Consider the following 24,106-nt stretch of genomic DNA (forward strand, 5'->3'; position numbering starts at 1 on the left):
AGCACCCTAACTAATTTGTGACGCGGTAGCCCACCATGCTGGTTCCATTTCTGATCATGCTGCGCGAAGGGATTGAAGCCGCACTTATCGTCGGCATCATTGCCAGTTATCTCAAGCAAACAGGCCGCGGGCAGTGGATGCCCGCCGTATGGGTCGGGGTGTTTCTGGCCGCCGCCCTGTCTTTGCTGGTGGGCGGCGGGCTGGAGTTGATGAGCGCCGAGTTCCCGCAAAAACAGCAAGAACTGTTCGAAGGCATCGTCGGCCTCATTGCCGTGGGCATTCTCAGCTCAATGGTATTCTGGATGCGCAAGGTCGCGCGCTCAATCAAGCATTCGCTGCACACCTCCCTCGATCACGCCCTCGCCGGCTCCCGGCATCAAGTCACGGCACTGATTGCCATGGTCTTTTTTGCCGTCGCCCGGGAAGGGCTTGAAACCGTATTTTTCCTGTTAGCCGTCTTCCAGCAAAGCGAAGGCCCCGCCGCACCCCTGGGCGCCCTGCTCGGCCTGCTGCTGGCCATCGGCGTCGGCTTTGCCATTTACAGCGGCAGCATGCGCCTGAACCTGGGGCTGTTTTTCCGCTGGACCGGCCTGTTTATTCTGGTGGTCGCTGCGGGCATCCTGGCCAACTCGGTACAGGCCCTGCACGAGGCAGGCCTGTGGAACCACTGGCAAGACGTGGTCTTTGATATCAGCGCCCACTTGCCGATGGATGGCCCGCTAGGCTCCGTACTGGCTGGCATGTTCGGCTATCAGGACGCCCCCACCGTCAGCGTGCTCGGTGCGTATGTGATTTATCTGGTCGTCACGCTGGTGATGTTCTTTCGCCCGCCGGCGCCCGCCAAAACCGCACACCCTTCTTCAGTAACAAACCCATAAGGTCAAGCATGCCAACCCCTGCAAGCGGTACACCCCCACGCGCCCTGCGCTGGGCGGTGGCCGGCTCGGTGATCGTGATGATCGCAGCCGGCGGGTTGTTCTACTACGCCTCGCAACTGGCCGCGGCCAAGCGCAAGGCTCACGGCACTGAAATAACCGTGACCATCCACCCGCATAGCTGCGAACCCGACGCCCTGACTGTACCGGCCGGCTTCAACAGCTTTCGCATTATCAATGCCTCCGAGCGCGCGGTGGAGTGGGAAATTCTCGACGGCGTGCTGGTGGTCGAAGAGCGGGAAAACATTGCCCCGGGCCTGAGCCAGGTGATCAACGCGACACTCGCTCCCGGCGATTACGCCATCACCTGCGGTCTGCTCAGCAACCCCCGCGGCACCCTGCATGTGACGCCCACTGCAGCGTCCGAAGCCAGCGCCAATGCCAGGCCTACGATGGTGGCCTTTGTTGGGCCGTTGTCAGAGTTTCGGGTTTACCTGAGCCAACAGGGCAGCGCCCTGACCAGGGCTGTCGATGCCCTGTCGCAAGCCATTAGCGCCGGTGATCTGGAACAGGCGCAGGCTCTGTATACCCCCGCACGCGAGGCCTATCAACGCCTGGCGCCGGCAGCGCAACGCCTTGCCGAGCTGGACAACGCCATCAATGCTCGCGCCGACTATTTCGAAAAGCGCGAACAGGATCCGGGGTTTACCGGTTTCCACCGCCTGGAATACGGCCTGTTTGACCAGCGCAGCACTCAAGGCCTGGCGCCGATTGTCCAGCAGCTGCAAGCCAATAGCCTGCTGCTCAAGCAACAGTTGCTTGCCCAATCGTTGCCCCCCGAACAACTGGTCAGCATCGTCGCCCGCACCCTGCACAACCTGGCGGATAACCGCGCCAACAGCGGCGAAGAGGAGCGCTACAGCCATATTGACCTCAATGGCTTTGCCGCCAACCTTGAGGCTGCGCACAAAGTGGTTGATCTGCTGCGCCCTTTGCTGCTCAAGAAAAATGCCGACCTGCTGCACACCATAGACGGTGCCAGCAGCGCGCTGGATGCCGAACTCAATGGCCTGAAAACCCCGCAGGGCTACCGCACCTACGACACCGTCAGCGCCCCGCAGCGCCAACAAATCAGCAACAAGGCCAAGGTTATGGCCGATGCACTCGATGGAATCGATCCCGCCCTCGGCCTTAGCGGCCTGTAATTGCAGACGAGACGTACATGAGCGATTCACCACACACCCCGAACGAGTTCAACCTGCAACGCCGGCGCATCCTGATGGGCATGGGGGTCGCCGGGGCGGCACTGGCTGGCGGCGCCCTGAGCTGTCCGGCCATGGCCGCCGCCAACCCGGCCAATGCTCAAGTCACCCAGGCGCCGAGCAGCGACAAGACCCAGGATCATCATGACTTTCACGGCCAGCACCAAAATGGCATTGTCACCCCGCGCCCGGCCGCCGGTATGCTGGTGGCCTTTGATGTACTGGCCACGGACCGCGAAGGTCTCGAACGCCTGCTACGCACTCTGAATGAGCGCATCGCCTTCCTGATGAAAGGCGGCCCGGTCGCCCAGGTCGATCCGAAGCTGCCGCCGGTGGACTCGGGCATTCTCGGCCCGGTGGTCAGCCCCGACAACCTGACCATTACCGTGTCCGTGGGCGAATCCCTGTTCGATGAGCGTTTTGCCTTGGCCAAGATCAAACCCAAACACCTGAGCCGCATGCAGGGCTTCCCCAACGATGCCCTGGACCCGGCTCAGTGCCACGGCGACTTGAGCCTGCAATTTTGCGCCAATACCGCCGACACCAATATCCACGCCCTGCGTGACATTGTGAAAAACCTGCCCGACTTGCTGCTGGTGCGCTGGAAGCAGGAAGGCACCGTACCGCCGCAAGCACCGGTCAAGCCCGGCGAGCCGGCGCAAAGTGCGCGCAACTTCCTGGGCTTTCGTGATGGCTCGGCCAACCCCGACTCCAACGACAACACAGCGATGAACCAGATTGTCTGGGTTCAGCCCGACAGTGGCGAGCCGCAGTGGGCGGTCAACGGCAGCTATCAGGCAGTGCGCATCATCCGCAATTTCGTCGAACGCTGGGACCGTACCCCCCTGCAGGAGCAGGAAAGCATTTTCGGCCGCAACAAGGCCAGCGGCGCGCCCATGGACGGTGCCCGGGAGACCGATGTGCCGGATTACAGCAAGGACCCCCACGGCAAGATCACCAAACTTGACGCCCACATCCGCCTGGCCAATCCGCGTACCGCACAGACACGCAACAGCCTGATCCTGCGCCGACCTTTCAACTACTCCAATGGCGTCAACAAGAACGGCCAGCTGGACATGGGCTTGCTGTTCATCTGCTACCAGCGCGACCTGGAACAGGGCTTTATCGCCGTGCAAACCCGGCTCAACGGTGAACCCCTGGAGGAGTACCTCAAGCCTGTGGGCGGCGGATACTTCTTCACCCTGCCGGGCGTGCGCGACGAACAGGATTTTATCGGCCGCTCGCTGCTCGATGCTGCTACACGCACCTGAACCTCAACCCACCGGAAAAAGTCCCATGAAGAAGACCCCGCTCGCACTGTTCCTGGCCCTGGGCTTGCTCCACACCCCTCTGTCGGCGCTCGCTGCAACCGCGCCACTGGATTTGGTGCAACCCGTGTCCGACTACAAGATCTACGTCACCGAGCAGCTGGATGAGCTGGCCAGCAACACGCAAAAATTCACCGATGCCGTGAAAAAGGGTGACCTGGTCACGGCCAAAAAGCTCTACGCCCCGACCCGCGTTTACTACGAGTCGATTGAGCCGATTGCCGAACTGTTCAGCGACCTGGACGCCTCGATCGATTCACGCGTAGATGATCACGAAAAAGGCGTCACTGCGCCTGACTTCACCGGTTTTCACCGCATCGAGTACAGCCTGTTTGCCGAGAACAGTACCCAGGGGCTCGACACGCTCGCAGACGGCCTGAATAACGACGTCAAGGACCTGCAGACCCGCGTTGCCGGGCTGACCTTCCCGCCGGAAAAAGTCGTCGGCGGTGCTGCAGCATTGATGGAAGAAGTGGCCGCCACCAAAATTTCCGGCGAAGAAGACCGCTATAGCCACACCGATCTGTATGACTTCCAGGGCAACGTGGACGGCGCGAAAAAGATCTTTGATCTGTTCCGTGCGCAAATAGAACAGAGCGACAAGGCCTTTGCTGCCAAGGTCGACAAGAACTTCGCCACGGTGAACAGCATCCTGGCCAAGTACAAAACCGCCGACGGCGGCTTTGAGACCTATGACAAGGTCAGGGAAAACGACCGCAAGGCCCTCATCGGGCCGGTCAACACCCTGGCCGAAGACCTGTCGACCCTGCGCGGCAAGCTGGGTTTGAACTGATTCAAGGTTTCTCGCAACGCCAACCGATGTGACTCACGTCACATATCCGCAGGTTGGCGCTGGGCTTTGCCTGCGCACTTGTTACTCATTAGTCATAAAAGCTGTGCTGAATCACTGTTCAAAATCGTTCAGTCAATGTAAGAATCTTCCTGTTTAAGAAAAGTACTACTGTCAAGTCAGACAATGCTTGGGCGCTGTAAATACTTTCCTGAATAGCACCTGTCTAGCGTTTAGATAGGATGCACTGTTGACCCAACTTTTATAGGTTTTTCACAAGGACGCGTTTAACGTATGCAACAGCAACGAAAGCAATGCCCCAAGACTTTGCAACAAAATCATGTAGATAACGCTTTAGAACGACTTTACCTTTGTTAGAAACAGGCTTTACTCGTAAAGGGCCCGGATCTTTAACGCGCCCTGAGTTTGGTCGACAAAGACATGTCGTCTTGTGCCATTGAAACTGACTGGAACGAATACTTTGAAACCCTACCCAATCCAGTGTGTGTCGATCGTCATTCCGGTCTACAACGAAGAAGAAAGTCTGCCCGAGCTCTTGCGTCGCACAGAAGCCGCCTGCGCACAACTGAGCCAGGCCTATGAAATCGTACTGGTCGACGACGGCAGCCGGGACAAATCGGCGCAAATTCTCGAAGACGCTGCCGCACGTGAAGGCAGCCCCGTCGTTGCGGTTATTCTCAACCGCAACTACGGCCAGCATGCTGCAATCATGGCCGGCTTTGAGCACTCCAAGGGCGATGTGGTGATCACGCTGGATGCCGACCTGCAAAACCCGCCGGAAGAAATTCCGCGCCTGGTGGCACAGGCTGCTCTTGGGTACGACGTAGTCGGTACGGTACGCAACAACCGTCAGGACTCCGCCTGGCGCCGCTGGCCTTCACGGCTGATCAACCTGGCCGTACAACGCTCCACCGGGGTTGCCATGAGCGACTACGGTTGCATGCTGCGCGCCTACCGTCGCAGCATCGTCGACGCCATGCTCGCCTGCCGCGAACGCAGCACCTTTATCCCGATCCTGGCCAACAGCTTTGCCCGCCACACCACCGAGGTACTGGTCGAGCACGCCGAGCGCGAGCACGGTGACTCCAAGTACAGCGCCATGCGCCTGATCAACCTGATGTTCGACCTGATCACCTGCATGACGACCACGCCCCTGCGCCTGCTGAGCATCATCGGTTTCAGCATGGCAGCACTGGGCGCGGTATTCGCCATTGCCCTGATCATGTTGCGCCTGATCTTCGGTGCAAGCTGGGCCGGCGACGGTACTTTCGTATTGTTTGCGGTGCTCTTCGTGTTTACCGGCGGCCAATTTATCGGCATGGGCCTTCTGGGTGAATACCTGGGCCGCATGTACAGCGATGTAAGGGCACGGCCACGATTCTTCATTGAAAAAATCGTACGCGCCGACTCTGCAACGCCTTCCGTTACAACCAGCACCCCGACTTCCTCTACTTCGACACAGGTTCAATCATGAGTTTGAAAGCCGTTGTTTTCGCCTATCACGATATTGGCTGCACAGGCATCGAAGCCTTGCTCAATGCAGGCTACGAAATTGCTGCTGTATTCACCCATGCTGACGACCCCAAAGAAAACAACTTCTACGGTTCGGTTGCCCAGCTGTGTGCACGCAAAGGCATTCCGGTTCACGCTCCTGAAGACGCCAACCACCCATTGTGGATCGAGCGCATTCGCAAACTGAACGCCGACTACATCTTCTCGTTCTATTATCGCCACCTGCTGGGCGAAGAGTTGCTGGCAAGCGTCAGCAAGGGCGCCTTCAACCTGCATGGTTCCCTGCTGCCACGCTACCGTGGACGCGCACCGGCCAACTGGGTACTGGTAAACGGCGAAACCGAAACCGGCGTAACCTTGCACCGCATGGTCAAACGCGCTGACGCAGGCGATATCCTGGCCCAGCATCGTATCAGCATCGAGCGTTCGGACACGGCCCTGACCCTGCACGCCAAGCTTCGCGAAACCGCCGCCCAACTGCTGGCCGAAGCCCTGCCACTGCTGCCACAAGGCAAGCTCACCGAAACCCCGCAAGACGAATCCAAAGCCACTTATTTTGGTCGCCGCACCCCGGCTGACGGCTTGCTGCAATGGAACCGCCCGGCTGAAGAACTGTTCAACCTGGTACGTGCCGTGACCCAACCTTATCCGGGCGCCTTCTGTGCCGTGGGTGAGCACAAGCTGATTGTGTGGGGCGCCGAAGTGGTTGCCGGCAACCAGGGCCATGCACCTGGCCAGGTCATCAGCTGCGAGCCGCTGCGTATTGCCTGCGGCACAGACTCGCTGGTCATCACCGCAGGCCAGCGCAACGACAACGGCCTGTACCTGAGCGGCCCGCAACTGGCCCGCGAGCTGGGCCTGGTAGAAGGTTCGCGCCTGCGAGGCAGCGAGTCCGGTCGCCCGGCACGCCGCACCCGAGTGCTTATCCTTGGGGTTAACGGCTTTATCGGCAACCATTTGTCCGAGCGCCTGCTGCAGGACGACCGCTACGAAGTCTACGGCCTCGATATCGGCTCCGATGCTATCGATCGCCTGCGCAGCCACCCCAACTTCCACTTTGTGGAAGGCGATATCAGCATCCACACTGAATGGATCGAATACCACATCAAGAAGTGCGACGTGGTCCTGCCGCTGGTGGCCATCGCGACGCCAATCGAATACACCCGCAACCCGTTGCGCGTGTTCGAACTGGACTTCGAAGAGAACCTCAAGCTGGTGCGCTACTGCGTCAAGTACAACAAGCGCGTGATTTTCCCGTCCACGTCCGAAGTGTATGGCATGTGCCAGGACAAGAACTTCGACGAAGACACCTCCAACCTGATTGTTGGCCCGATCAACAAACAGCGCTGGATCTACTCGGTCTCCAAGCAACTGCTGGATCGTGTTATCTGGGCTTACGGTACCAAGGGCCTGAAATTCACCCTGTTCCGTCCGTTCAACTGGATGGGCCCACGCCTTGACCGCCTGGACTCGGCACGGGTTGGCAGCTCACGCGCCATCACCCAACTGATCCTGCACCTGGTGGAAGGTACCCCGATCCGTCTGGTTGACGGCGGCGAACAAAAGCGCTGCTTCACTGACGTGGCCGATGGTATCGAAGCCCTGGCGCGCATCATCGACAACAAGGATGGCAAGTGCGACGGCCAGATCATCAACATCGGCAACCCGGACAACGAAGCCAGTATTCGTCAACTGGGCGAAGAGTTACTGCGTCAGTTCGAGGCGCATCCGCTGCGTGACAACTTCCCGCCGTTTGCCGGTTTCCGTGATGTTGAAAGCCAGTCGTTCTACGGTACCGGTTACCAGGACGTCAGCCATCGCAAGCCAAGCGTGGAAAACGCCCGCCGCCTGATTGACTGGACACCCACCACCGAGCTGAGCGAAACCATAGGCAAGACCCTGGACTTCTTCCTGCGTGAAGCCATGGTAGAAATCGCGGAAAAACGCTGATGCAAGCTGGACTGCGTATCGATGTCGACACGTACCGCGGCACCCGAGAGGGGGTGCCGCGGTTACTCGAACTGCTCGACGAAGCTCAGATCAAGGCGACGTTTTTTTTCAGCGTGGGGCCGGACAACATGGGCCGCCATTTATGGCGGCTGATCAAGCCCCGGTTCTTCTGGAAAATGATGCGCTCCAAGGCGGCCAGCCTGTATGGCTGGGATATTTTGCTGGCTGGCACCGCCTGGCCTGGCAAACCGATCGGCAAGGATCTGGGGCACCTGATGCGCCAGACCCTTGCCGCCGGGCATGAGGTCGGCCTGCACGCCTGGGATCACCACGGTTGGCAGGCCAATACTGCGCGCTGGAGCGAGGCGCAGCTGATCGAGCAGATCCGCCGGGGTGTCGACACCCTGAGCGACATCACCGGGCAGGCCGTCGAATGCTCGGCGGCTGCCGGCTGGCGTGCCGACGAGCGCGTGGTCCGGGCCAAGGAAACCTTTGGTTTTCGCTACAACAGTGATTGCCGCGGGCACAGCCTGTTTCGGCCAAGGCTGGCCGACGGCAGGCTGGGGGCGCCGCAAATCCCTGTGGACTTACCCACATTCGATGAAGTGGTCGGGCCCGAGCTCAGTGCCGCCGATTTCAACTCATTCATTCTTGACCGCTTCAGCCCGCAAAAGCTGAATGCGTACACCATCCATGCTGAAGTAGAAGGGATTCTTATGGCCAATGACTTCCGTCAATTACTGGCGCAGGCCCGTGCCCGTGACATTCATTTCCAACCCCTGCGGGACTTGCTGCCCGCCGACCTCGAGAGCCTGCCCGCCGGGCAATTGAGCCGTGGCGTGCTGGAAGGCCGTGAAGGCTGGTTGGGAGTGCAGAAGCCATGACTTCACGCTGGACAATACCGCTGCTGGTTCTGGCCTTTATCGCCTTTTACCTGTTGCCATTGGGCACCCACGGCTTGTGGATCCCGGACGAAACGCGCTACGCGCAGATCGGCCAGCAAATCCTGATCGATGGTAACTGGGTCACCCCGCACTTTATGGATTTGCGTTACTTCGAGAAGCCGATTGCCGGCTACTGGATGATTGCCATCGGCCAGGCCATTTTTGGCGAAAACCTGTTTGGCGTGCGCATTGCCTCGGCCATCGCCACCGGTTTGAGCGTGTTCCTGGCCTATGCCGTGGCCCGTCGCCTGTGGAACGATCCGCGCAAGAGCTTTGCCTGTGCCCTGGTGTACATGACCTTTGGCCTGATTGCAGGCCAGGCCGGTTATTCCAACCTTGATCCGCAGTTTACCCTGTGGGTCAACCTGAGCCTGGTGGCGCTGTGGTTTGCCGTCGACAGCAGCTCCAATCGTGATCGCCTGATCAGTTGGGCGGTACTGGGTTTTGCCTGCGGCATGGGCTTTATGACCAAGGGTTTTCTGGCTCTGCTGCTGCCGGTACTGATCGCCCTGCCCTACATGCTCTGGCAAAAGCGCTTTCTGGAACTGGTCAAGTACGGCCTGGTGGCCATGCTGGTGGCGGCCATTGTCTCGCTGCCGTGGGTGTTGGCAGTACACGCCCAGGAGCCTGACTACTGGCGCTTCTTCTTCTGGCACGAGCATATCCGCCGTTTTGCCGGTGACGATGCCCAGCACGGTCGCCCATGGTGGTTCTACCTGCCGCTGCTGGTGGTTTCCAGCCTGCCTTGGGCAGCGTTGTTGCCGGTGGCCTTCAAGGACGCCTGGAGCAACAAACGCCATGCAAGCATTGTGTTCGTGCTGCTATGGCTGCTGCTGCCACTGGGGCTGTTCAGCCTGAGCAAGGGCAAGCTGCCAACCTACATCATGCCGTGCATGTTGCCGTTGGCACTGCTGCTGGGCCACGCAATGATGCAACGGGTTGAACAGGCCAAAACCTGCGCCCTGCGCTTCAATGGCGCGGTCAACCTGATCGGCGGCAGTGCGGCATTGCTGGCCCTGGTGTATTTCCAGGTCAAACAGCCCTTCTATGACAACGAACCGCTGCATATGGCCCTGCTGGTCGTGGTGCTGCTGACGTGGATCATTACCGGCCTGCTGACACTGACCAAACCTCTGAAAATGTGGGCTGCGCCGGCACTGGCCATGGGTGTTCTGGTACTGGTACTGCCAGCCGCCATGCCGAGCAGCGTGGTTCACAACAAAATGCCTGACCAGTTTATCCTGGAACATATGGATGAGCTGTCCCGGGCCAAGACATTTCTGAGTAACGACCTGGGCGCAGCGTCTGCTTTGGCCTGGCGTCTGCGCCGACCTGACGTGACACTTTACAACACCCAGGGTGAGGTCAAGTACGGCCTGACCTACGACGATGCCAAAGGTAAAAGCATTAGCCTGGCCGAAGTTGGCCCGTGGATGGCTGAAGCTCGCCGCAAAGGCCCGGTCGGTGTGGTAATGCGCGTCAAGGACAGCGATGAAAGCCATGAAATGGACGAGTTGCCCAAAGACGCCAAGCGCTATGACGAAGGCAATATGGTGATTCTGATTTACCCGCAGATTGCTCCATGACCCTGACGCTATTGCTGTTGGCCTGTCTGTTGACCTGTGCTGGCCAGATCGCCCAGAAATACGCGGTCGAAGGTTGGCGCGGGGTTGACACCGGGGTGGCGCAAAAACTGCGCTCCCCCTGGTTATGGCTGGCACTGCTATGTCTCGGCCTGGGTTTGCTGGTGTGGTTGCTGGTACTGCAACGGCTCGAGGTCGGGGTTGCTTACCCGATGCTCAGCCTAAATTTTGTACTGATCACCCTGGTGGCCCGTTATCTGTTTAAAGAAACCATCGACCTGCGCCATTGGCTGGGCGTTGGGCTGGTAATAGCCGGGGTGGTTTTGCTGGGGCAACACGCATGAGCCTGTACCGTGGCTTTGCCTTTGCCTCAGGCAGTGTATTACTGGTCAGCGGCGCCCAACTGGGCATGCGCTGGAGCATGACGCGGTTGCCGCAGCCCGCCCAATGGCTTGAAGCGTTCAGCCAGGGCAGTTTCTCGCTCCCGGCGTTGGCCATGGTAGTTGCCGCCATTGTCGCGTATGCACTGTCGATGCTCTGCTGGTTGCTGGCCCTGCGCGATTTGCCCTTGGGCCGCGCCTATTCGCTGCTAAGTGTCAGCTATGCATTGGTCTACCTGCTGGCTGCCAGCCTGCCGATTTTCCATGAAAGCTTCACCCTTTCAAAAACCCTCGGTGTGACGCTGGTCATTCTTGGGGTGCTTGTGATCAATTCTCGACGTACTTCCGGAAACAGCGCATGAAAATCAGTGTATTTGGTAGTGGTTATGTAGGCCTGGTGCAGGCGACGGTTCTGGCGGAAGTCGGCCATGACGTCATCTGCATGGACATTGACCAGAAAAAGGTCGAGTCGCTGCAACAAGGTCACGTCAGCATTTTCGAGCCCGGGCTTTCAGCCTTGGTGCGTGAAAACCTCGAGAGCAAGCGCCTGCGTTTTACCAGCGATGAAAAAACCGCTGTCGAGCACGGCGAGGTACTGTTTATCGCCGTGGGCACGCCTCCGAGCGAGGACGGCTCGGCTGATCTTGGCCAGGTGTTCTCCGTGGGTGACGCCGTTGCCCGCCACCGCAAGGAGCCGCTGATCCTGGTCGAGAAATCCACCGTGCCCGTAGGCACTGGCGACGCGCTGACCGCCCATATCAACAAGGCCCTGGAGCAGGCCGGACGCTCGCTGCAATTTGACGTGGTGTCCAACCCGGAATTCCTCAAGGAAGGCTCGGCCGTCACTGATTGCCGCCGCCCGGACCGCATCATCATTGGCTGTGCCCGTGAAGAAGTGCGTGAAGTCATGCGCGACCTGTACGCGCCGTTCAACCGCAACCATGACCGGATCATTTTCATGGACCTGCGCAGCGCCGAGCTGACCAAGTACGCCGCCAACTGCATGCTGGCGACCAAGATCAGCTTTATCAACCAGATCGCCGAACTGGCCGAGCACCTGGGGGCCGACATCGAAGCCGTGCGCCTGGGCATTGGCGCCGACCAGCGGATTGGCTATCACTTCATCTACCCTGGCTGCGGCTATGGCGGTTCGTGCTTCCCCAAAGACATGCGCGCGCTGATCCACAGTGCCCAGCAGGTCAATTGCTCCAGCGATCTGCTGCAAGCGGTCGAAGCGATCAACGAGCGGCAGAAGCACAAGCTGTTCGAACGCATCAACGCGTTTTTCAAGGGCAACCTTGAAGGCAAGACCTTTGCGTTGTGGGGCCTGGCATTCAAACCCAATACCGATGACATGCGCGACGCACCCAGCCGCGTATTGATGGAGGCCCTGTGGGCTGCGGGTGCCAATGTGCGCGCTTTCGACCCCGAAGCCATGCAGGAAACCCAGCGCCTTTACGGCGATGAAGCGCGCCTGAGCCTGATGGGCACACCGGAATCTACCCTTAATGGCGCCGACGCATTGATCGTCTGCACCGAGTGGCAGCAATTCAAGGCGCCGGACTTCGACCTGATCAAGCAACGCCTGAGCGCGCCGGTGATTTTTGACGGGCGCAACCTGTATGACGGTGAGCGCCTGGCCAAGGCCGGCTTGCAGTACTTCCCGATGGGGCGTGGCGAGTCGTGCAACTTGCCGGTCGGGTCAACAACCCTTTGATGATTCAGCAGCGCCGCCATTGGCAACAATGGCGGCGTTTTTTTTGTGCGTCCCGATGAGACAAGGAAACTCGACATGCGTGCCGATTTCACCTCCCCCGCCCTGCTCACCTTGCGCAGGCAATCGCTGATTCTGGGCGCGCTCGCCTTGCTGCTGTTTATCCTGGGCAACCATCAAGAGGCCGCGATTGGCTTTGATTCGCGCTTTGTCATGTTCGCCAATGAAATGCTGCGTCACGGCCCCGGTTTTTTCCCGACCACCTACGGCCAGCCTTACGCGGACTACAGCGCAACCTCGACCCTGCTTACCTGGCTGCTGTCCCTGCCCTTTGGCAAAGTCACCAGCCTGACAGCTTGGCTACCTACGGCCATTGCCAGTGCAAGCATTGTGACCTTGATGTATCGCCTGGTAGCGGCGCAATCGCGCACCTGGGCGCTGGTCAGCGTGGCACTGCTGTTGCTGAGCATGACTTTTATCACCGAAACACGTGCGGTATCGCTTGACCAGATGCTGGCAGCGCTCAGTTTCAGTGCCTTCTACCTGGCTTACGCCCACGATCACTTTGCGGCACCACGCCGTCATTTCTGGCTGTTGGCCCTGCTGGTACTGGGTTTTGCCGTGCGCGGGCCGATCGGCCTGGTCATTCCCAGCGGTATCCTGTGCAGCTATTACCTGCTTAATGGCCAGTGGCGGCGCCTGATCAGCTTTGGCCTGCAAGCGCTGGTCTTGCTGATCCTGTGTATTGGCACGTTATTGATGCTGGCCTGGATCAGTGGCGGTGAGGCTTTTGTACATGAAGTCATCCGCATGCAAGTGACAGGACGCATGGATGGAACCGAAGGCGCCAGCGGCGTGCTGTATTACTTCACCAGTTCCATGGGCAATTACGCGCTGGCTTATCCGCTGGCCGTTTTGGTGCTGCTGGCGATCCTGATTACCGGGCGCAAGCCGTCGGGGCCAGCCTTGCAACTGGTCAAGTACTGCGTTGGTGCAGCCCTGATCGTGATGATCGGCCTGTCGATTCCCCAGGCCAAAAAGGCCCGTTACCTGCTGCCCATGTTACCGATGGCCGCGATTATTGCGGCCTACCCGTTCCAGGTCATGCACGGGCGGGTATTTGCTGGCCTGCGCGGCTTGATTCAGGGGTTGTTCCTGCTGCTGCCGGGTTTACTGATTATCGGTCTGCTGGTTGTACGCAAGCGTTTTGGTGAAGAGTTGCCACCCTTGACCGTCATATTCGTGGCCCTGGCCGTGCTTCAGGTTCTGGCCGTTGGCGTACTGTTCAAAGCCCAATGGCGTGTTGCGGGGCTGGCAACCTGTGCGGTGCTGGCGATGTGGAGCAGCTATATCATGGTCTTCGAACCTGCAGAGCGCAGCCTTTACGATACGCGTAACTTTACCCTCAAGGCCATGCAACTGATCGACCAGGCTCCGGCCCCAGTAGTACTGCATGGCATGGGCAAGGACGCCAAGGCGATCAAGTTCATGGTTAACGTGGATCGTGATCTGCTACCGCTGTTTACCCAGTCATCCGCTGAACTGGCAGCATTGCCGACTCCGGCCTGGATCATCATGGATCGCAAGGACTATGAGGCCTTGCAAGGCAGTGACCTGGGTAATATTGCCCCGACGCTGAGCGGTCGTTTCGACAAGAACGACTATGTGTTGCTGCATCGGCCTTGATCCTGTGGGAGCGGGCAACCCCGCTCCCACAACTACGGCAAAACGCCAGAGCACAAACAGTGCGCCTGCAGGTACAATCCCCGCCCTTCTCTCTCCCCAAGGAATCCCAATGTCAGGGCTTGAACTGTTTGCCGCCGCACTCGGCGTCATTGCTGTCTGGTTGACAGTCAAACAGAACCCCTGGTGCTGGCCCATCGGTCTGGTGATGGTGCTGCTCTACAGCTGGATCTTCTTCGAGATCAAACTGTATTCAGGCATGCTGTTGCAGGTATTTTTTGCCCTGTTGCAAGTCTATGGCTGGTGGCAGTGGACACGCGCAGGGGCACAGCATGAAGGCCGTGTCGTCAGCCGGTTAAGCCCATTGCAAGTGCTCGGCGGGGTGATTGCAGGCGCCATCGGCAGCGTCGCTCTCGGCGCCTCAATGGCCCATTGGACCGACTCCACTTTCCCCTGGTCAGATGCCACGCTGACAGCCTTCAGTCTGGTTGCCCAATTATGGATGGCGCAAAAACGCCTGCAGTGTTGGGCATTGTGGTGTGTCATCGATGTGCTTTATATCGGCTTTTTTGCCTGGCAGGACCTGTACTTCACCGCCGGCCTGTACGCGTTGTTTACCCTGATAGCCATTCAAGGCTGGCGTGACTGGCGCCGCGACCCGGCGCTGCGCACATGAAGGTGGTCGTTCTGGCAGGGCCGGAGTCGAGTGGCAAGAGCTGGCTCGCTGCGTTATTGCAGCAGCGCTTTGGCGGCACGATGGTGGGCGAGTATGTGCGCTACTTTATCGAGCAAAACCCTCGCGAGACCTGCCTGGCCGATATTCCGGACATCGCTCTCGGGCAGCTTCGCTGGGAAGACGAAGCGCGCGCCCAACAACCCGCGCTGCTGATTCTGGATACCCATTTACTCAGCAATATCCTCTGGAGCCAGACCCTGTTTGGTGACTGCCCACAGTGGCTTGAAACTGAACTGCTCAAGCGCCACTACGACCTGCATTTGCTGCTGTCCCCCGACGATGTGGAGTGGACCGCTGACGGTCAACGCTGCCAACCCTCACTGGCGGAACGCCAGGCGTTTTTTGCGGCCAGTCTTGACTGGCTCACCGATCATCAACAAACCGTACAAGTGATAACCGGCGACTGGCAGGCCCGGCAACAGCATGCCTGCGCCGCAGTCGAACAATTAATGGGTAGTCGGGAAACTTGCTCAGACAGTATTAGTCCATAAGTTAGGTTGTTTACAACAAACAACTGGCAAGCGAGTTACTTAATGCTTTCAGCTTCTTGCCAATGTCCGTTGCTGTTACATGAAAATTTCGTGAAGCCTCTAAAACATTGGTTTGAGGCACGACTTTGCGCAATTGTAAGGTTAACGAGACACCCCCTTGACCCACGTAATTTGCAACCCGGCCCTTATTGTACAAGGGCCGGGGCTGCACACTGACATCTCATGTTCGTTACACCTGATCCCGCCCGGAACAGTCATCGTGCTGTGTGCTGTTGTTTTCAAACATTAAATTGGAAATGGCACAGCTCATGCTCTCTTCCTATCACGCTTGCCAGGGCCAGCGTCGATAAGGGAGCACAGTCATGGGGCACGCATGTTGTGGTAATGGTCACCTGCTGATGGCTTGCAGCCTGAGCGCCTTGCTGGGCTGGTGCGCCATTGTTCAGGCCGCCGGTAATGGCGAAATAGTGCTTACCCGTACCGTGCAACCCCATGCGGTGGGCAATCCGCCCATGCATCCCGATCCTGACCCGCTAACCGTCAATGCCAGCCCCTTGGCTCAAGTCATGGGTGCAACCCGTGAACTGAGCGATGGTGATTTTGCCAGCGTCAGCAGCGGAACTGCGATCACCCGGTCCATTATGCCCAGTGGTAACACACTGCCCGGCCTCACCACCAGCAACGGCCTGCCAGGCATAAGCAATGGTCATGCTGGCGGCAGCGCAAACAGCATTTCCGGCACGATTGGCAACAGCATTAGCCAAGGGATGCGCCCGCTCTCTGCCCTGGGCCAGGGGAAATAACATGATTGCCTGCCGCCTGCCTGCACTGATTGCCGCGCTGCTGGTCACCTCCTTCGCTGTGGCGGCTTCCGATAACAACGCCACGATCAAGGATTCGGGGGCCAACTACCATGGCAATGTCTCGCTTAACCAGGCCTCTGGCGATCAGCAACAGCAAGTCAATATCCGTGCAATTGCCATCGGCACCGAGGCACGCGCTACGACTGCAGTGACCCAGAAACTCAATACCCCCGCCGACACCTCGCTCAATGCCCGGGCAACTATCGGTGGCAATTCCTTCAGTAATGGCAGCGGTGTGATCGGTATCAACCAGTCAGCCGGAGCCAATAACCAGATGGTCAATGCCGTGCGGGTCAGCATCAGTGCCCAGCCGCAAGGTATCGACGACAGCGCCTTGTCCCAGCAGAACGTGGCGCTGCTTCCAGACTCGGGTACCGCATCCCCCGCCAGCGGCAGTCGCCAGATCGTTACCAGCGATCAGGCCTTCACCGGCAGCCGAGGGGTGGTGCAGTTGAACCAGAGTGCAGGGGTGGGGAACCGCATGGCTAACACCCTGAATATCCGGGTTGCTGACTGACCCGGCAACAACGCAGTGCAATTGGAAAGTGCCAACACTTAACCCAACTAATGATGCACGGAGAAACACCATGAAACCGTCAATCGCTCTGAAGCCACTGGCTTTCGCTCTGGCAACACTGGTGGCCGTATCTGCTCAAGCCAACGGTAACGGCAACAACAATCCGCCGCCTCCATCGACACCGCCTGCATACACCCTTGACCCTAATGCCGCCGCCGCTGCAGTCGTGATTGACGTGCAAAACAGTCACAACAACAAAGTGACCAACAAGGCGGTCGAAAACAATGCAACCATCAAGGACTCGATCAAAGGGTCTGAAGGCAACATGGGCGCGAACGCCGCTTCCGGCTCCGGCAACCAGCAAGACAACGCCGTAGCGATCGCCACTTCAGACGAGAGCTTTGTGTTTGGTACCGCTGCGTCCCTGACCAGCGCCACCCAGACCAACAGCCACAACAACTCGCACAACTATGGCGCACAAAACAACGCATCGATCAAAAGCTCGGCCAATGGCAGTTCGGGTAACGTCGGCATAAACGTTGCTTCGGGCGAGTTCAACCAACAGAAAAACAACCTGGCCATCGCCGTATCCAATGGTCGTATCGCCAGCGCCGGGGCAACCGCCTCGCAAACCTCGAACAACCTGTCGGTGATCAACGAAGCCGGTGCGTCTTACCTGAGCAATGTGAATACCTGGAATCAAGGGTCGGGCTGGAACAACAAAACCCCTGTCGTCAACAACGCCACCATGGACCATTCGTTCAATGGCTACTCGGGTAATGGCGGTGCCAATATTGCGGCAGGTACCGGCAACCAACAAAGCAACTCGCTGTCCATCGCTGCCGGCTGCAAGGTCTGCATGTAGTCGCGACGCTAAAGAAGGGTCTCGTTTATGAGACCCTTTTTCCTTATTCAGGCGTATCAATCATGCGTATTGTCGCCCTCACCCTCTTCCTCGGCCTGAGCGCAATGGCCCATGCCGCACAGATGCCAATCGCTGCCCTGCCTGGCGGCAACCTGGTGTTCAAGCAGGTGCAGAGCATTCGTGAAAGGCGCTTTGCGGATATTGTTGAACAAAAAACCGATTTCAGTTGCGGCGCTGCGGCGCTCGCCACCGTGCTGCGTCAGGCCTATTGGCTGGACGTCAACGAAGACCAGATCATCAAGGGGATGCTGCAAAACGCTGATCAGGATCTGGTTCGCACCCAGGGCTTCTCAATGCTCGACATGAAGCGCTACGTTGAGAGCATCGGCATGCGCGCCAGGGGTTACCGAATTCCGGCGCAGAGCCTTGAAAGCGTGAACATACCCGTTGTGGTGCTACTGGATATCCGTGGCTACAAGCACTTTGTGGTGCTGCAACGCGCGCAAAAAGACTGGGTGTATATCGGCGACCCTGTCCTGGGGCACAAGCGCTACTCCCACGCAGATTTCCTCAAAGGCTGGAATGGCATTGTGTTTGCCATCATCGGCCCCGGTTACGACAAGACCAATGCGTTATTGACCCCGCCTGCCCCGCTGACCGCAAAAAACCAGCTCGACGGGTTTAACCCGGTTAAAGACGCAGAACTCATGGACTTCGGTTTTATCCAAAGCGACTTTTTTTAAGGTGCGTCAATCATGACTACGGGGCCCGACGCTCCAGGAGCCGTACATGAAAACTTCCATTTGGCTGATTGCCGCATGCCTTGCGACCAGCCTGCACGCCCAGGCGGCGTCCTTTAAACCGGTTGAATTGAGAGACACTGAAATGGCCGAGTTGCGCGGCCGTTATGTGATGCCCGGGCGGATCATCAGTTTCGGCATCGTGATGAACAGTACCTGGACCAGCAGCAATGGTGGCGTAGTCGGCGCCAGTACTTCCATGTATGTGCAAAACACCATTGAACCCAAGTTTTACGTGTCCACTTACAGCTCTGCCGGTAACGGTGCCCCTGGCTCAAACGGCACTGGTTCGGTTACCGGTGGTGCGGGCCTGACCACAGCCCAGGGCGTCACCCAGAGCGTTCGGGCTGCGGGTGACAACAACAGCGCCTATAACAACGTCGACATCAATGTCAGCGAGGCCGACCAGGCCCCCGTGGTCAACCAGCAAGGGGTTTTACTCACGACCAATACGTCCATCACCCAGGCTGCTGGTGCCGGCAATGTGACCGTCTCGGCCACGGCTGGGGGCGTTCAGCTGGCCATTCAGGCCAACAACAATCAAGGCAGCTCACTGCAGCAAATCGCCCAGGGTGGCGTATTGCAAAGCACTACTTTGCTGGGCGGCGGTAATAGGGTCAATAACATGGCACAACTTAACGTGGTACTGGGTAACAACCTGCCCAGCCCCGGCGCGCTCGATTGCAACCTCAATCAATTAAAAGGCCTTCGCAATATGGGTTATTGAACTAGGCTCAGGCTCTACAACTTGGCTTATCTGGACGGCTTATTTCATGCATCGATCGATAACCTTTCGCGCAGTTGTATGTATGAGCACTATATTCCCGTCACCCCTGTTATATGCAGCGGCTGATGCCGATCTAGCGCTACTAAAACAAGAACTTATGGAGCTTCGCCAACGTTACGATCAACAGCAAAAAGCCTTGGCAGTGCTTGAGCAACGGGTGCGTGAAGTTGAGGATCAGCCTGCGACGCCGCAACCCAGGCGCCTGGCCAAATCACCGGCCGACATGAAGGGCAACCAGAACGTTACGGCTGCCAGTGGCACCAGTACCGCTGCACAAGGCAGCTCTTATGGCGCCGCGCTCAAGGATGACTCCGCCCCCGCCCAGAGTGTGGTCAACCTCTACGATGAAGCCAGCGGCTTTTTCGGCGGCGGCAAGTTCAGCCTCGAAACGGGTATTACCTATTCGCGTTATGACACACGCCAGCTGATTCTCAATGGTTTTCTGGCGCTGGATTCAATTTTCCTGGGCAACCTCAACCTCGACCGGATCAAGGCCGACAACTGGACCCTTGACCTCACCGGACGCTATAACCTGGATAACCGCTGGCAGTTTGACGTTAACGTTCCGGTGATTTACCGCGAGAGTACTTACCAGTCCGGCGGGGCCAACGGCGGTGATGCGCAAGCCACTTCAGAGCAAACGGTTACCCGCGACCCGACCATTGGCGACGTCAACTTCGGAGTCGCGTACAAGTTCCTCGACGAGTCGGTCAATACCCCGGATGCAGTCTTCAGCGTGCGGGTCAAGGCCCCCACCGGCAAGGACCCGTTTGGCATCAAACTGGTCAAAGCCTCTGAAAACACCAACTTGTTTGTCCCTGAAGACCTGCCCACCGGCAATGGTGTGTGGTCGATCAGCCCTGCCATTTCCCTGGTCAAGACCTTCGACCCAGCTGTGCTGTTCGGCTCTCTCTCGTATACCCATAACCTTGAAGAGTCATTTGACGACATCAGTTCCACGCAAAACCTGAAGCAGCCTGGCAAGGTCAAACTGGGTGACAGCTTCCAGATTGGCGCAGGGGTTGCTTTTGCCCTCAACGAAAAAATGAGTATGTCGTTTTCCGTGTCCGACCTGATTCAGAAAAAGAGCAAACTCAAGCAGGATGGCGGTGACTGGCAAACTGTTACCACCAGTGATGCCAACGCCGGTTACTTCAATATCGGCATGACCGTAGCAGCGACCGATAACCTGACCATCGTGCCCAACCTGTCCATAGGCTTGACCGACGATGCGCCAGACTTCACCTTCAGCCTGAAATTCCCTTACTACTTCTAAACAGCAAAAGGCCCTCCGCGCTTGAGCGCTGGGGGCCTTTTGCTGCTTTCAACGAATGTGATGCTTGTGCAGTAACCGATAAAACGTCGGCCGCGAAACCCCAAGCACCTTGGCGGCCATGCTCAAATTGTCGCTGTGCCGGTCCAGCACCTCGCACAGTGCCTGGCGTTCGGCGCGGTCCTTGTATTGTTCAAGGGTGTTCATCGTGCCGACCAACAACGGGCGCAACTCCAGGCCCAGATCATGCGCTTCGATCTGCCGCCCTTCGGCCAATACCAGCCCACGACGCACGCGGTTGGCCAGCTCGCGGACATTTCCCGGCCAGCCATGATTGCCCATGGCAATCAACGCCTCGTCACTGAACGTACGCGGGCGACGGCCTGTTTCCAGACTGTAGAAACGGGCAAAGTGACTGGCCAGCATGGCCAGGTCACCATGTCGCTCTCGCAAGGGGGCGGTGGTTAATTGCAACACGTTGAGGCGGTAATACAGGTCTTCACGAAATTGACCGTTGGCGACTGCCGCCTCGAGATCAACATGGGTCGCTGCCAGAATACGAACATCGATGGGGATCGGCTGGTTGCCGCCGACTCTCTCGATGTGTTTTTCCTGCAAAAAACGCAACAGGCTGGCTTGCAATTCCAACGGCAGATCGCCAATTTCATCCAGAAAAAGCGTACCGCCATTCGCGGCCTCAATGCGTCCAACCCTGCGCTGATGGGCGCCGGTGAAGGAGCCCTTTTCGTGGCCGAACAGCTCAGACTGGATCAAGTGGTCGGGAATGGAGCCGCAATTGATTGCAATAAAGGGCTTGCCGTTGCGCTGGGATTGACGGTGCAGTGTGCGGGCGACCAGCTCCTTGCCCGTACCGCTCTCGCCGCGAATCAGGATGGGCGACTGGGTGGGTGCAAATTTGCTAACCGTCATGCGCAGGTCCCGCATCAATCGGCTGTCACCCAGCAGTTCATCTTCCTGTACATCGGACGGGGTTGAAGTTTGCCCTCGCAGGCACGCCATGCCAAAGGCCCGGCCGAGTGTGACTTGGACCCGGGAGACGTCAAAGGGCAAGGTGTGAAAGTCAAAAAACCATTCGCAGACAAAATCCCCCACATTGTTCATTTTCAGTACGTCAGGGGTGAGCGCCGCAATCCACTCGGTACCACTGCGACTGATCATGTCTTTTACCGCTTCGGGACGTTCCAGATGAAAAGGTTGCAGCCTGAACAGGCCAACATCGCAAGAGCGGTCAACAACGGTTGCCAGAGTGCAGCTGTCGACCGCCCAGCCTATGGTTCGCAGACCGGGGAGCAATTCATGACAATCCGCACAGGGATCGACCACCAGCAGACGTCGGGGAGAGGACATTGCAAGCATGACTGTTCCTTGGCGCCAGAAAAACATAAAACAGCATTAAAAACAGTCCCTTGTTCAACTTACGCGTAACCTTAGCAAGCCATTGGGCGCTTTCTGGATCGTTTGTTTATAACCCTAATAGCCAATCAAACTGTACAGCCTCGTTCCAAGAGCAGGGGCGATAGATACACTCACTGAAAATTGATCTGGATCAGTCATATAAAAAAACTTTTAAAAATATGACGAAAGTGTGTGACCTGATGCCCCTCTAAAGTCATCAGTACAAGTAACCAACCGAACGGTAAGCCCAGCCGACGGTTAATCACTTGATGGGCATACTTGAGAGAACACCCTATGAACGCCCCGCTCCGTTTCAACGAAGCTCTTTTGATTGCCGGCCACGCTTTTGAACCTTTTCAATGCGTTGCCTGGGCTGCACAGGATGGTCATGGCGAGTTGAGCCTGACTGTTATCGATCGCACCAATACCCGTATCGGCCGCAAACAGATCCCGCGCAGCGCCTGCGCTGACGCCGCTCAGCTGGAAAGCCTGCTGGCACAAGCCCGCGCCGAGATCAGCAGCGAAGGCTACACCCTGCAGCCTTGGGTCATGCCTGCTTGAGAAGCGGCTGACTGATTTGGGAGCTGGTTGACCAGCTCCCACAAATAATCAGCCATCAATGTGCACATACTCTGCATTCAACTCGGCGGCCATTTGACGCGAGCGGCCCAAACGAATCGGGCCACGCTCGATATCGATCAACAGTCCCGGGCAGTCAATGGCCGGCAGCGTTGACCACTCTTTCAGTCGGCCATCGGTCAACAGTAAAAAGCGCTGTTGTTCCTCGGGACACTGTTTGCGGCGCCTTTCAAGCCAGTCAGCGACTTCCTGCAAGGCCTCCAGTAAAGGCGTCCCGCCTCCAGCACCCAAGCCCTGCAACCAGTCATTCAAGGCAGCAGACGCCTTGGAGCCGATGACCTGCCACTGCGGCGCCTTTGCGCTGACCGTCATCACCGCCACCCGCACACGCTGACGATACGCATCTTCAAACAGTTGGGCCAGTAGCCCCTTGGCGTCACTCAGCGCCTGATGGCGACGGGTTGAAGCAGACGCATCCACCACCACCAGCCAGAGTTCCGGCGCTGCACTTTGCCGGGTTTTCCAGGCCAGATCAGCGTGCAGCCGGGGACGACCGCCGAGCAGGGTTTGCACCCAGTCGATCATCCCGCTGCCGGCGCTGCGGCTTGCGCCTTGCTTGCCCGCAGAGAGCTGACCTGACCGGGGCCTGGCATCCGCCCCCACTGCAGAACGGGGGCGGATGCCTAGGGCTTTTTTGGCCAGCTCGGCACTTCACGGCGCGCGCCCATGGGTTGCACCTGTGCAGGCAGTTCGCCCCACTGGCCCTGCCCCGATTGAGGCGAAGCATTGCTGGCCTGAGGGGGTGACTGCGGCGGTGGTGTTGACGCCTGGCCTTTAGGTTCTCGGCGGCGATGACGCAAGGCAAACTCGGCCACGGCATCAATATCGTCCAGGCTGATGGCCGCGGCCCCGCGCCAGGCGGCATGGGCCCGCGCTGCGCGCAGCCAAACCAGGTCGGCACGCATGCCATCCACCGCGGCGGCAAAACAGCGCTCAGTTACAACAGCCAGAGACTGATCATCCAGAGCGATGCTGCCCAGCCGTTCACGGGCCTGCTGGCAGCGCTCGCGCAAGGTCGTTTGCGCCTCATACCATTGCGCGCAAAACTTCTGCGGATCAGCGTCAAAGGCCAGGCGCCGGCGGATGATTTCGCTGCGTTCTTCCGGTTGCGGCTGGCCGCTGAGCATCACATTCAGGCCGAAGCGGTCGAGCAACTGCGGGCGCAACTCGCCTTCTTCCGGATTCATGGTACCAATCAGCACGAAACGCGCAGCATGCCGATGGGAGATACCATCACGCTCGACCACATTGGTGCCGCTCGCTGCCACGTCCAGCAGCACGTCCACCAGATGGTCGGCAAGCAGGTTGACTTCATCGACGTAAAGCACGCCGCCGTCGGCCTTGGCCAGCACCCCCGGGGAGAACTGCGCCTTGCCCTGGCCCAGTGCGGCATCCAGATCGAGGGTACCAACCAGACGCTCTTCGGTTGCGCCCAACGGCAAGGTGACAAACTGGCCGCTGGCAAGCAGGTCGGCCAGACCGCGTGCCAGCGTCGACTTGGCCATGCCGCGCGGGCCTTCGATGAGTACGCCGCCAATTTTCGGGTCAATGGCGGTCAGGCACAGCGCCAGTTTCAATGAGTCCGCGCCGACCACCGCCGATAACGGGAAATGTGGGGTGTCAGTCATGTTTTCGGGCTCCAGATTTTAGAATAGTGATCGGCCTTAATAGCCCCTC

24 protein-coding genes are annotated in these 24,106 nt (G+C 58.5%); 21 read left to right on the forward strand and 3 right to left on the reverse strand.

Annotation, left to right across the window (positions count from 1 at the left end):
• Positions 1 to 35 precede the first annotated feature (35 nt).
• From efeU to EQV96_RS01760, 20 genes are all read left to right on the forward strand, one after another.
• A complete protein-coding gene (efeU, locus tag EQV96_RS01665) occupies positions 36 to 878 on the forward strand; it encodes an iron uptake transporter permease EfeU (protein ID WP_095019194.1) in 843 nt (280 codons plus the stop codon).
• 8 nt (positions 879 to 886) lie between these two features.
• Positions 887 to 2,080: an iron uptake system protein EfeO gene (efeO, locus tag EQV96_RS01670; RefSeq protein WP_095019948.1), complete on the forward strand. Its 1,194-nt coding sequence runs from the start codon at positions 887 to 889 to the stop codon at positions 2,078 to 2,080.
• A gap of 17 nt (positions 2,081 to 2,097) precedes the next feature.
• Complete coding sequence (efeB, locus tag EQV96_RS01675; protein ID WP_095026274.1) at positions 2,098 to 3,408, forward strand: iron uptake transporter deferrochelatase/peroxidase subunit; 1,311 nt, start codon at positions 2,098 to 2,100, stop codon at positions 3,406 to 3,408.
• Positions 3,409 to 3,433: 25 nt separating this feature from the next.
• On the forward strand, positions 3,434 to 4,258 hold the full coding sequence (efeO, locus tag EQV96_RS01680) for an iron uptake system protein EfeO (protein ID WP_095000273.1): 825 nt from the start codon (positions 3,434 to 3,436) through the stop codon (positions 4,256 to 4,258).
• 478 nt (positions 4,259 to 4,736) lie between these two features.
• Entirely contained in the window at positions 4,737 to 5,750 is a 1,014-nt protein-coding gene (gene arnC / locus EQV96_RS01685) for an undecaprenyl-phosphate 4-deoxy-4-formamido-L-arabinose transferase (protein WP_095000274.1), read from the forward strand.
• The gene (gene arnA, locus EQV96_RS01690; RefSeq protein ID WP_095000275.1) at positions 5,747 to 7,738 is read left to right on the forward strand and encodes a bifunctional UDP-4-amino-4-deoxy-L-arabinose formyltransferase/UDP-glucuronic acid oxidase ArnA; all 1,992 of its coding nucleotides are present in this window, start codon (positions 5,747 to 5,749) and stop codon (positions 7,736 to 7,738) included. The genes arnC and arnA overlap by 4 nt, the downstream gene beginning before the upstream one ends.
• Positions 7,738 to 8,622 (forward strand): 4-deoxy-4-formamido-L-arabinose-phosphoundecaprenol deformylase, encoded by an 885-nt coding sequence (gene arnD, locus EQV96_RS01695; RefSeq protein ID WP_095019952.1) that lies wholly within the window; start codon positions 7,738 to 7,740, stop codon positions 8,620 to 8,622. The genes arnA and arnD overlap by 1 nt, the downstream gene beginning before the upstream one ends.
• Positions 8,619 to 10,268 (forward strand): lipid IV(A) 4-amino-4-deoxy-L-arabinosyltransferase, encoded by a 1,650-nt coding sequence (arnT, locus tag EQV96_RS01700; protein WP_095000277.1) that lies wholly within the window; start codon positions 8,619 to 8,621, stop codon positions 10,266 to 10,268. Before arnD ends, arnT begins: the two co-directional genes overlap by 4 nt.
• Positions 10,265 to 10,609: a 4-amino-4-deoxy-L-arabinose-phosphoundecaprenol flippase subunit ArnE gene (arnE, locus tag EQV96_RS01705; protein ID WP_095000278.1), complete on the forward strand. Its 345-nt coding sequence runs from the start codon at positions 10,265 to 10,267 to the stop codon at positions 10,607 to 10,609. Before arnT ends, arnE begins: the two co-directional genes overlap by 4 nt.
• The gene (gene arnF, locus EQV96_RS01710) at positions 10,606 to 11,007 is read left to right on the forward strand and encodes a 4-amino-4-deoxy-L-arabinose-phosphoundecaprenol flippase subunit ArnF (protein WP_095019200.1); all 402 of its coding nucleotides are present in this window, start codon (positions 10,606 to 10,608) and stop codon (positions 11,005 to 11,007) included. Before arnE ends, arnF begins: the two co-directional genes overlap by 4 nt.
• The gene (locus tag EQV96_RS01715; RefSeq protein WP_095024691.1) at positions 11,004 to 12,362 is read left to right on the forward strand and encodes a UDP-glucose/GDP-mannose dehydrogenase family protein; all 1,359 of its coding nucleotides are present in this window, start codon (positions 11,004 to 11,006) and stop codon (positions 12,360 to 12,362) included. Before arnF ends, EQV96_RS01715 begins: the two co-directional genes overlap by 4 nt.
• A 75-nt stretch (positions 12,363 to 12,437) precedes the next feature.
• Entirely contained in the window at positions 12,438 to 14,045 is a 1,608-nt protein-coding gene (locus EQV96_RS01720) for a phospholipid carrier-dependent glycosyltransferase (protein ID WP_240881146.1), read from the forward strand.
• Between the two features lie 109 nt (positions 14,046 to 14,154).
• The gene (gene pnuC, locus EQV96_RS01725) at positions 14,155 to 14,718 is read left to right on the forward strand and encodes a nicotinamide riboside transporter PnuC (RefSeq protein WP_095019203.1); all 564 of its coding nucleotides are present in this window, start codon (positions 14,155 to 14,157) and stop codon (positions 14,716 to 14,718) included.
• On the forward strand, positions 14,715 to 15,269 hold the full coding sequence (locus tag EQV96_RS01730) for an AAA family ATPase (protein ID WP_095019956.1): 555 nt from the start codon (positions 14,715 to 14,717) through the stop codon (positions 15,267 to 15,269). The genes pnuC and EQV96_RS01730 overlap by 4 nt, the downstream gene beginning before the upstream one ends.
• Before the next feature lie 362 nt (positions 15,270 to 15,631).
• Positions 15,632 to 16,072, forward strand: a complete 441-nt coding sequence (locus EQV96_RS01735; RefSeq protein ID WP_240881148.1) for a hypothetical protein — start codon at positions 15,632 to 15,634, stop codon at positions 16,070 to 16,072.
• A 1-nt stretch (position 16,073) separates the two neighbouring features.
• Positions 16,074 to 16,649, forward strand: a complete 576-nt coding sequence (locus EQV96_RS01740) for an adhesin (RefSeq protein ID WP_170943695.1) — start codon at positions 16,074 to 16,076, stop codon at positions 16,647 to 16,649.
• A gap of 70 nt (positions 16,650 to 16,719) precedes the next feature.
• Positions 16,720 to 17,514 (forward strand): hypothetical protein, encoded by a 795-nt coding sequence (locus EQV96_RS01745; protein WP_095019959.1) that lies wholly within the window; start codon positions 16,720 to 16,722, stop codon positions 17,512 to 17,514.
• Positions 17,515 to 17,576: 62 nt separating this feature from the next.
• On the forward strand, positions 17,577 to 18,257 hold the full coding sequence (locus EQV96_RS01750) for a C39 family peptidase (protein WP_095000286.1): 681 nt from the start codon (positions 17,577 to 17,579) through the stop codon (positions 18,255 to 18,257).
• A gap of 46 nt (positions 18,258 to 18,303) precedes the next feature.
• On the forward strand, positions 18,304 to 19,041 hold the full coding sequence (locus tag EQV96_RS01755; RefSeq protein WP_240881149.1) for a hypothetical protein: 738 nt from the start codon (positions 18,304 to 18,306) through the stop codon (positions 19,039 to 19,041).
• Between the two features lie 46 nt (positions 19,042 to 19,087).
• A complete protein-coding gene (locus tag EQV96_RS01760; RefSeq protein ID WP_095019208.1) occupies positions 19,088 to 20,377 on the forward strand; it encodes a transporter in 1,290 nt (429 codons plus the stop codon).
• A gap of 48 nt (positions 20,378 to 20,425) precedes the next feature.
• Here the strand turns inward: EQV96_RS01760 and EQV96_RS01765 are convergent, their stop codons facing one another.
• Positions 20,426 to 21,751: a sigma-54 dependent transcriptional regulator gene (locus EQV96_RS01765; protein WP_095000289.1), complete on the reverse strand. Its 1,326-nt coding sequence runs from the start codon at positions 21,749 to 21,751 to the stop codon at positions 20,426 to 20,428.
• A 333-nt stretch (positions 21,752 to 22,084) separates the two neighbouring features.
• Here EQV96_RS01765 and EQV96_RS01770 point away from each other — a divergent pair, with 333 nt between their 5' ends.
• Complete coding sequence (locus EQV96_RS01770) at positions 22,085 to 22,351, forward strand: hypothetical protein (RefSeq protein ID WP_095000290.1); 267 nt, start codon at positions 22,085 to 22,087, stop codon at positions 22,349 to 22,351.
• A 48-nt stretch (positions 22,352 to 22,399) separates the two neighbouring features.
• On the opposite strand, the gene EQV96_RS01775 is transcribed toward EQV96_RS01770, so the two are convergent.
• Together EQV96_RS01775 and EQV96_RS01780 are read right to left on the reverse strand one after the other, a co-directional pair.
• On the reverse strand, positions 22,400 to 22,954 hold the full coding sequence (locus EQV96_RS01775) for a VWA domain-containing protein (protein WP_130871505.1): 555 nt from the start codon (positions 22,952 to 22,954) through the stop codon (positions 22,400 to 22,402).
• Positions 22,955 to 23,052: 98 nt separating this feature from the next.
• Positions 23,053 to 24,057, reverse strand: a complete 1,005-nt coding sequence (locus tag EQV96_RS01780) for an AAA family ATPase (protein ID WP_138738000.1) — start codon at positions 24,055 to 24,057, stop codon at positions 23,053 to 23,055.
• Between the last annotated feature and the right edge of the window lie 49 nt (positions 24,058 to 24,106).

Origin of the sequence: Pseudomonas sp. TMW22080, assembly GCF_022496745.1 — a bacterium.
GTDB classification, from domain to species: Bacteria; Pseudomonadota; Gammaproteobacteria; order Pseudomonadales; family Pseudomonadaceae; genus Aquipseudomonas; species Aquipseudomonas bubulae.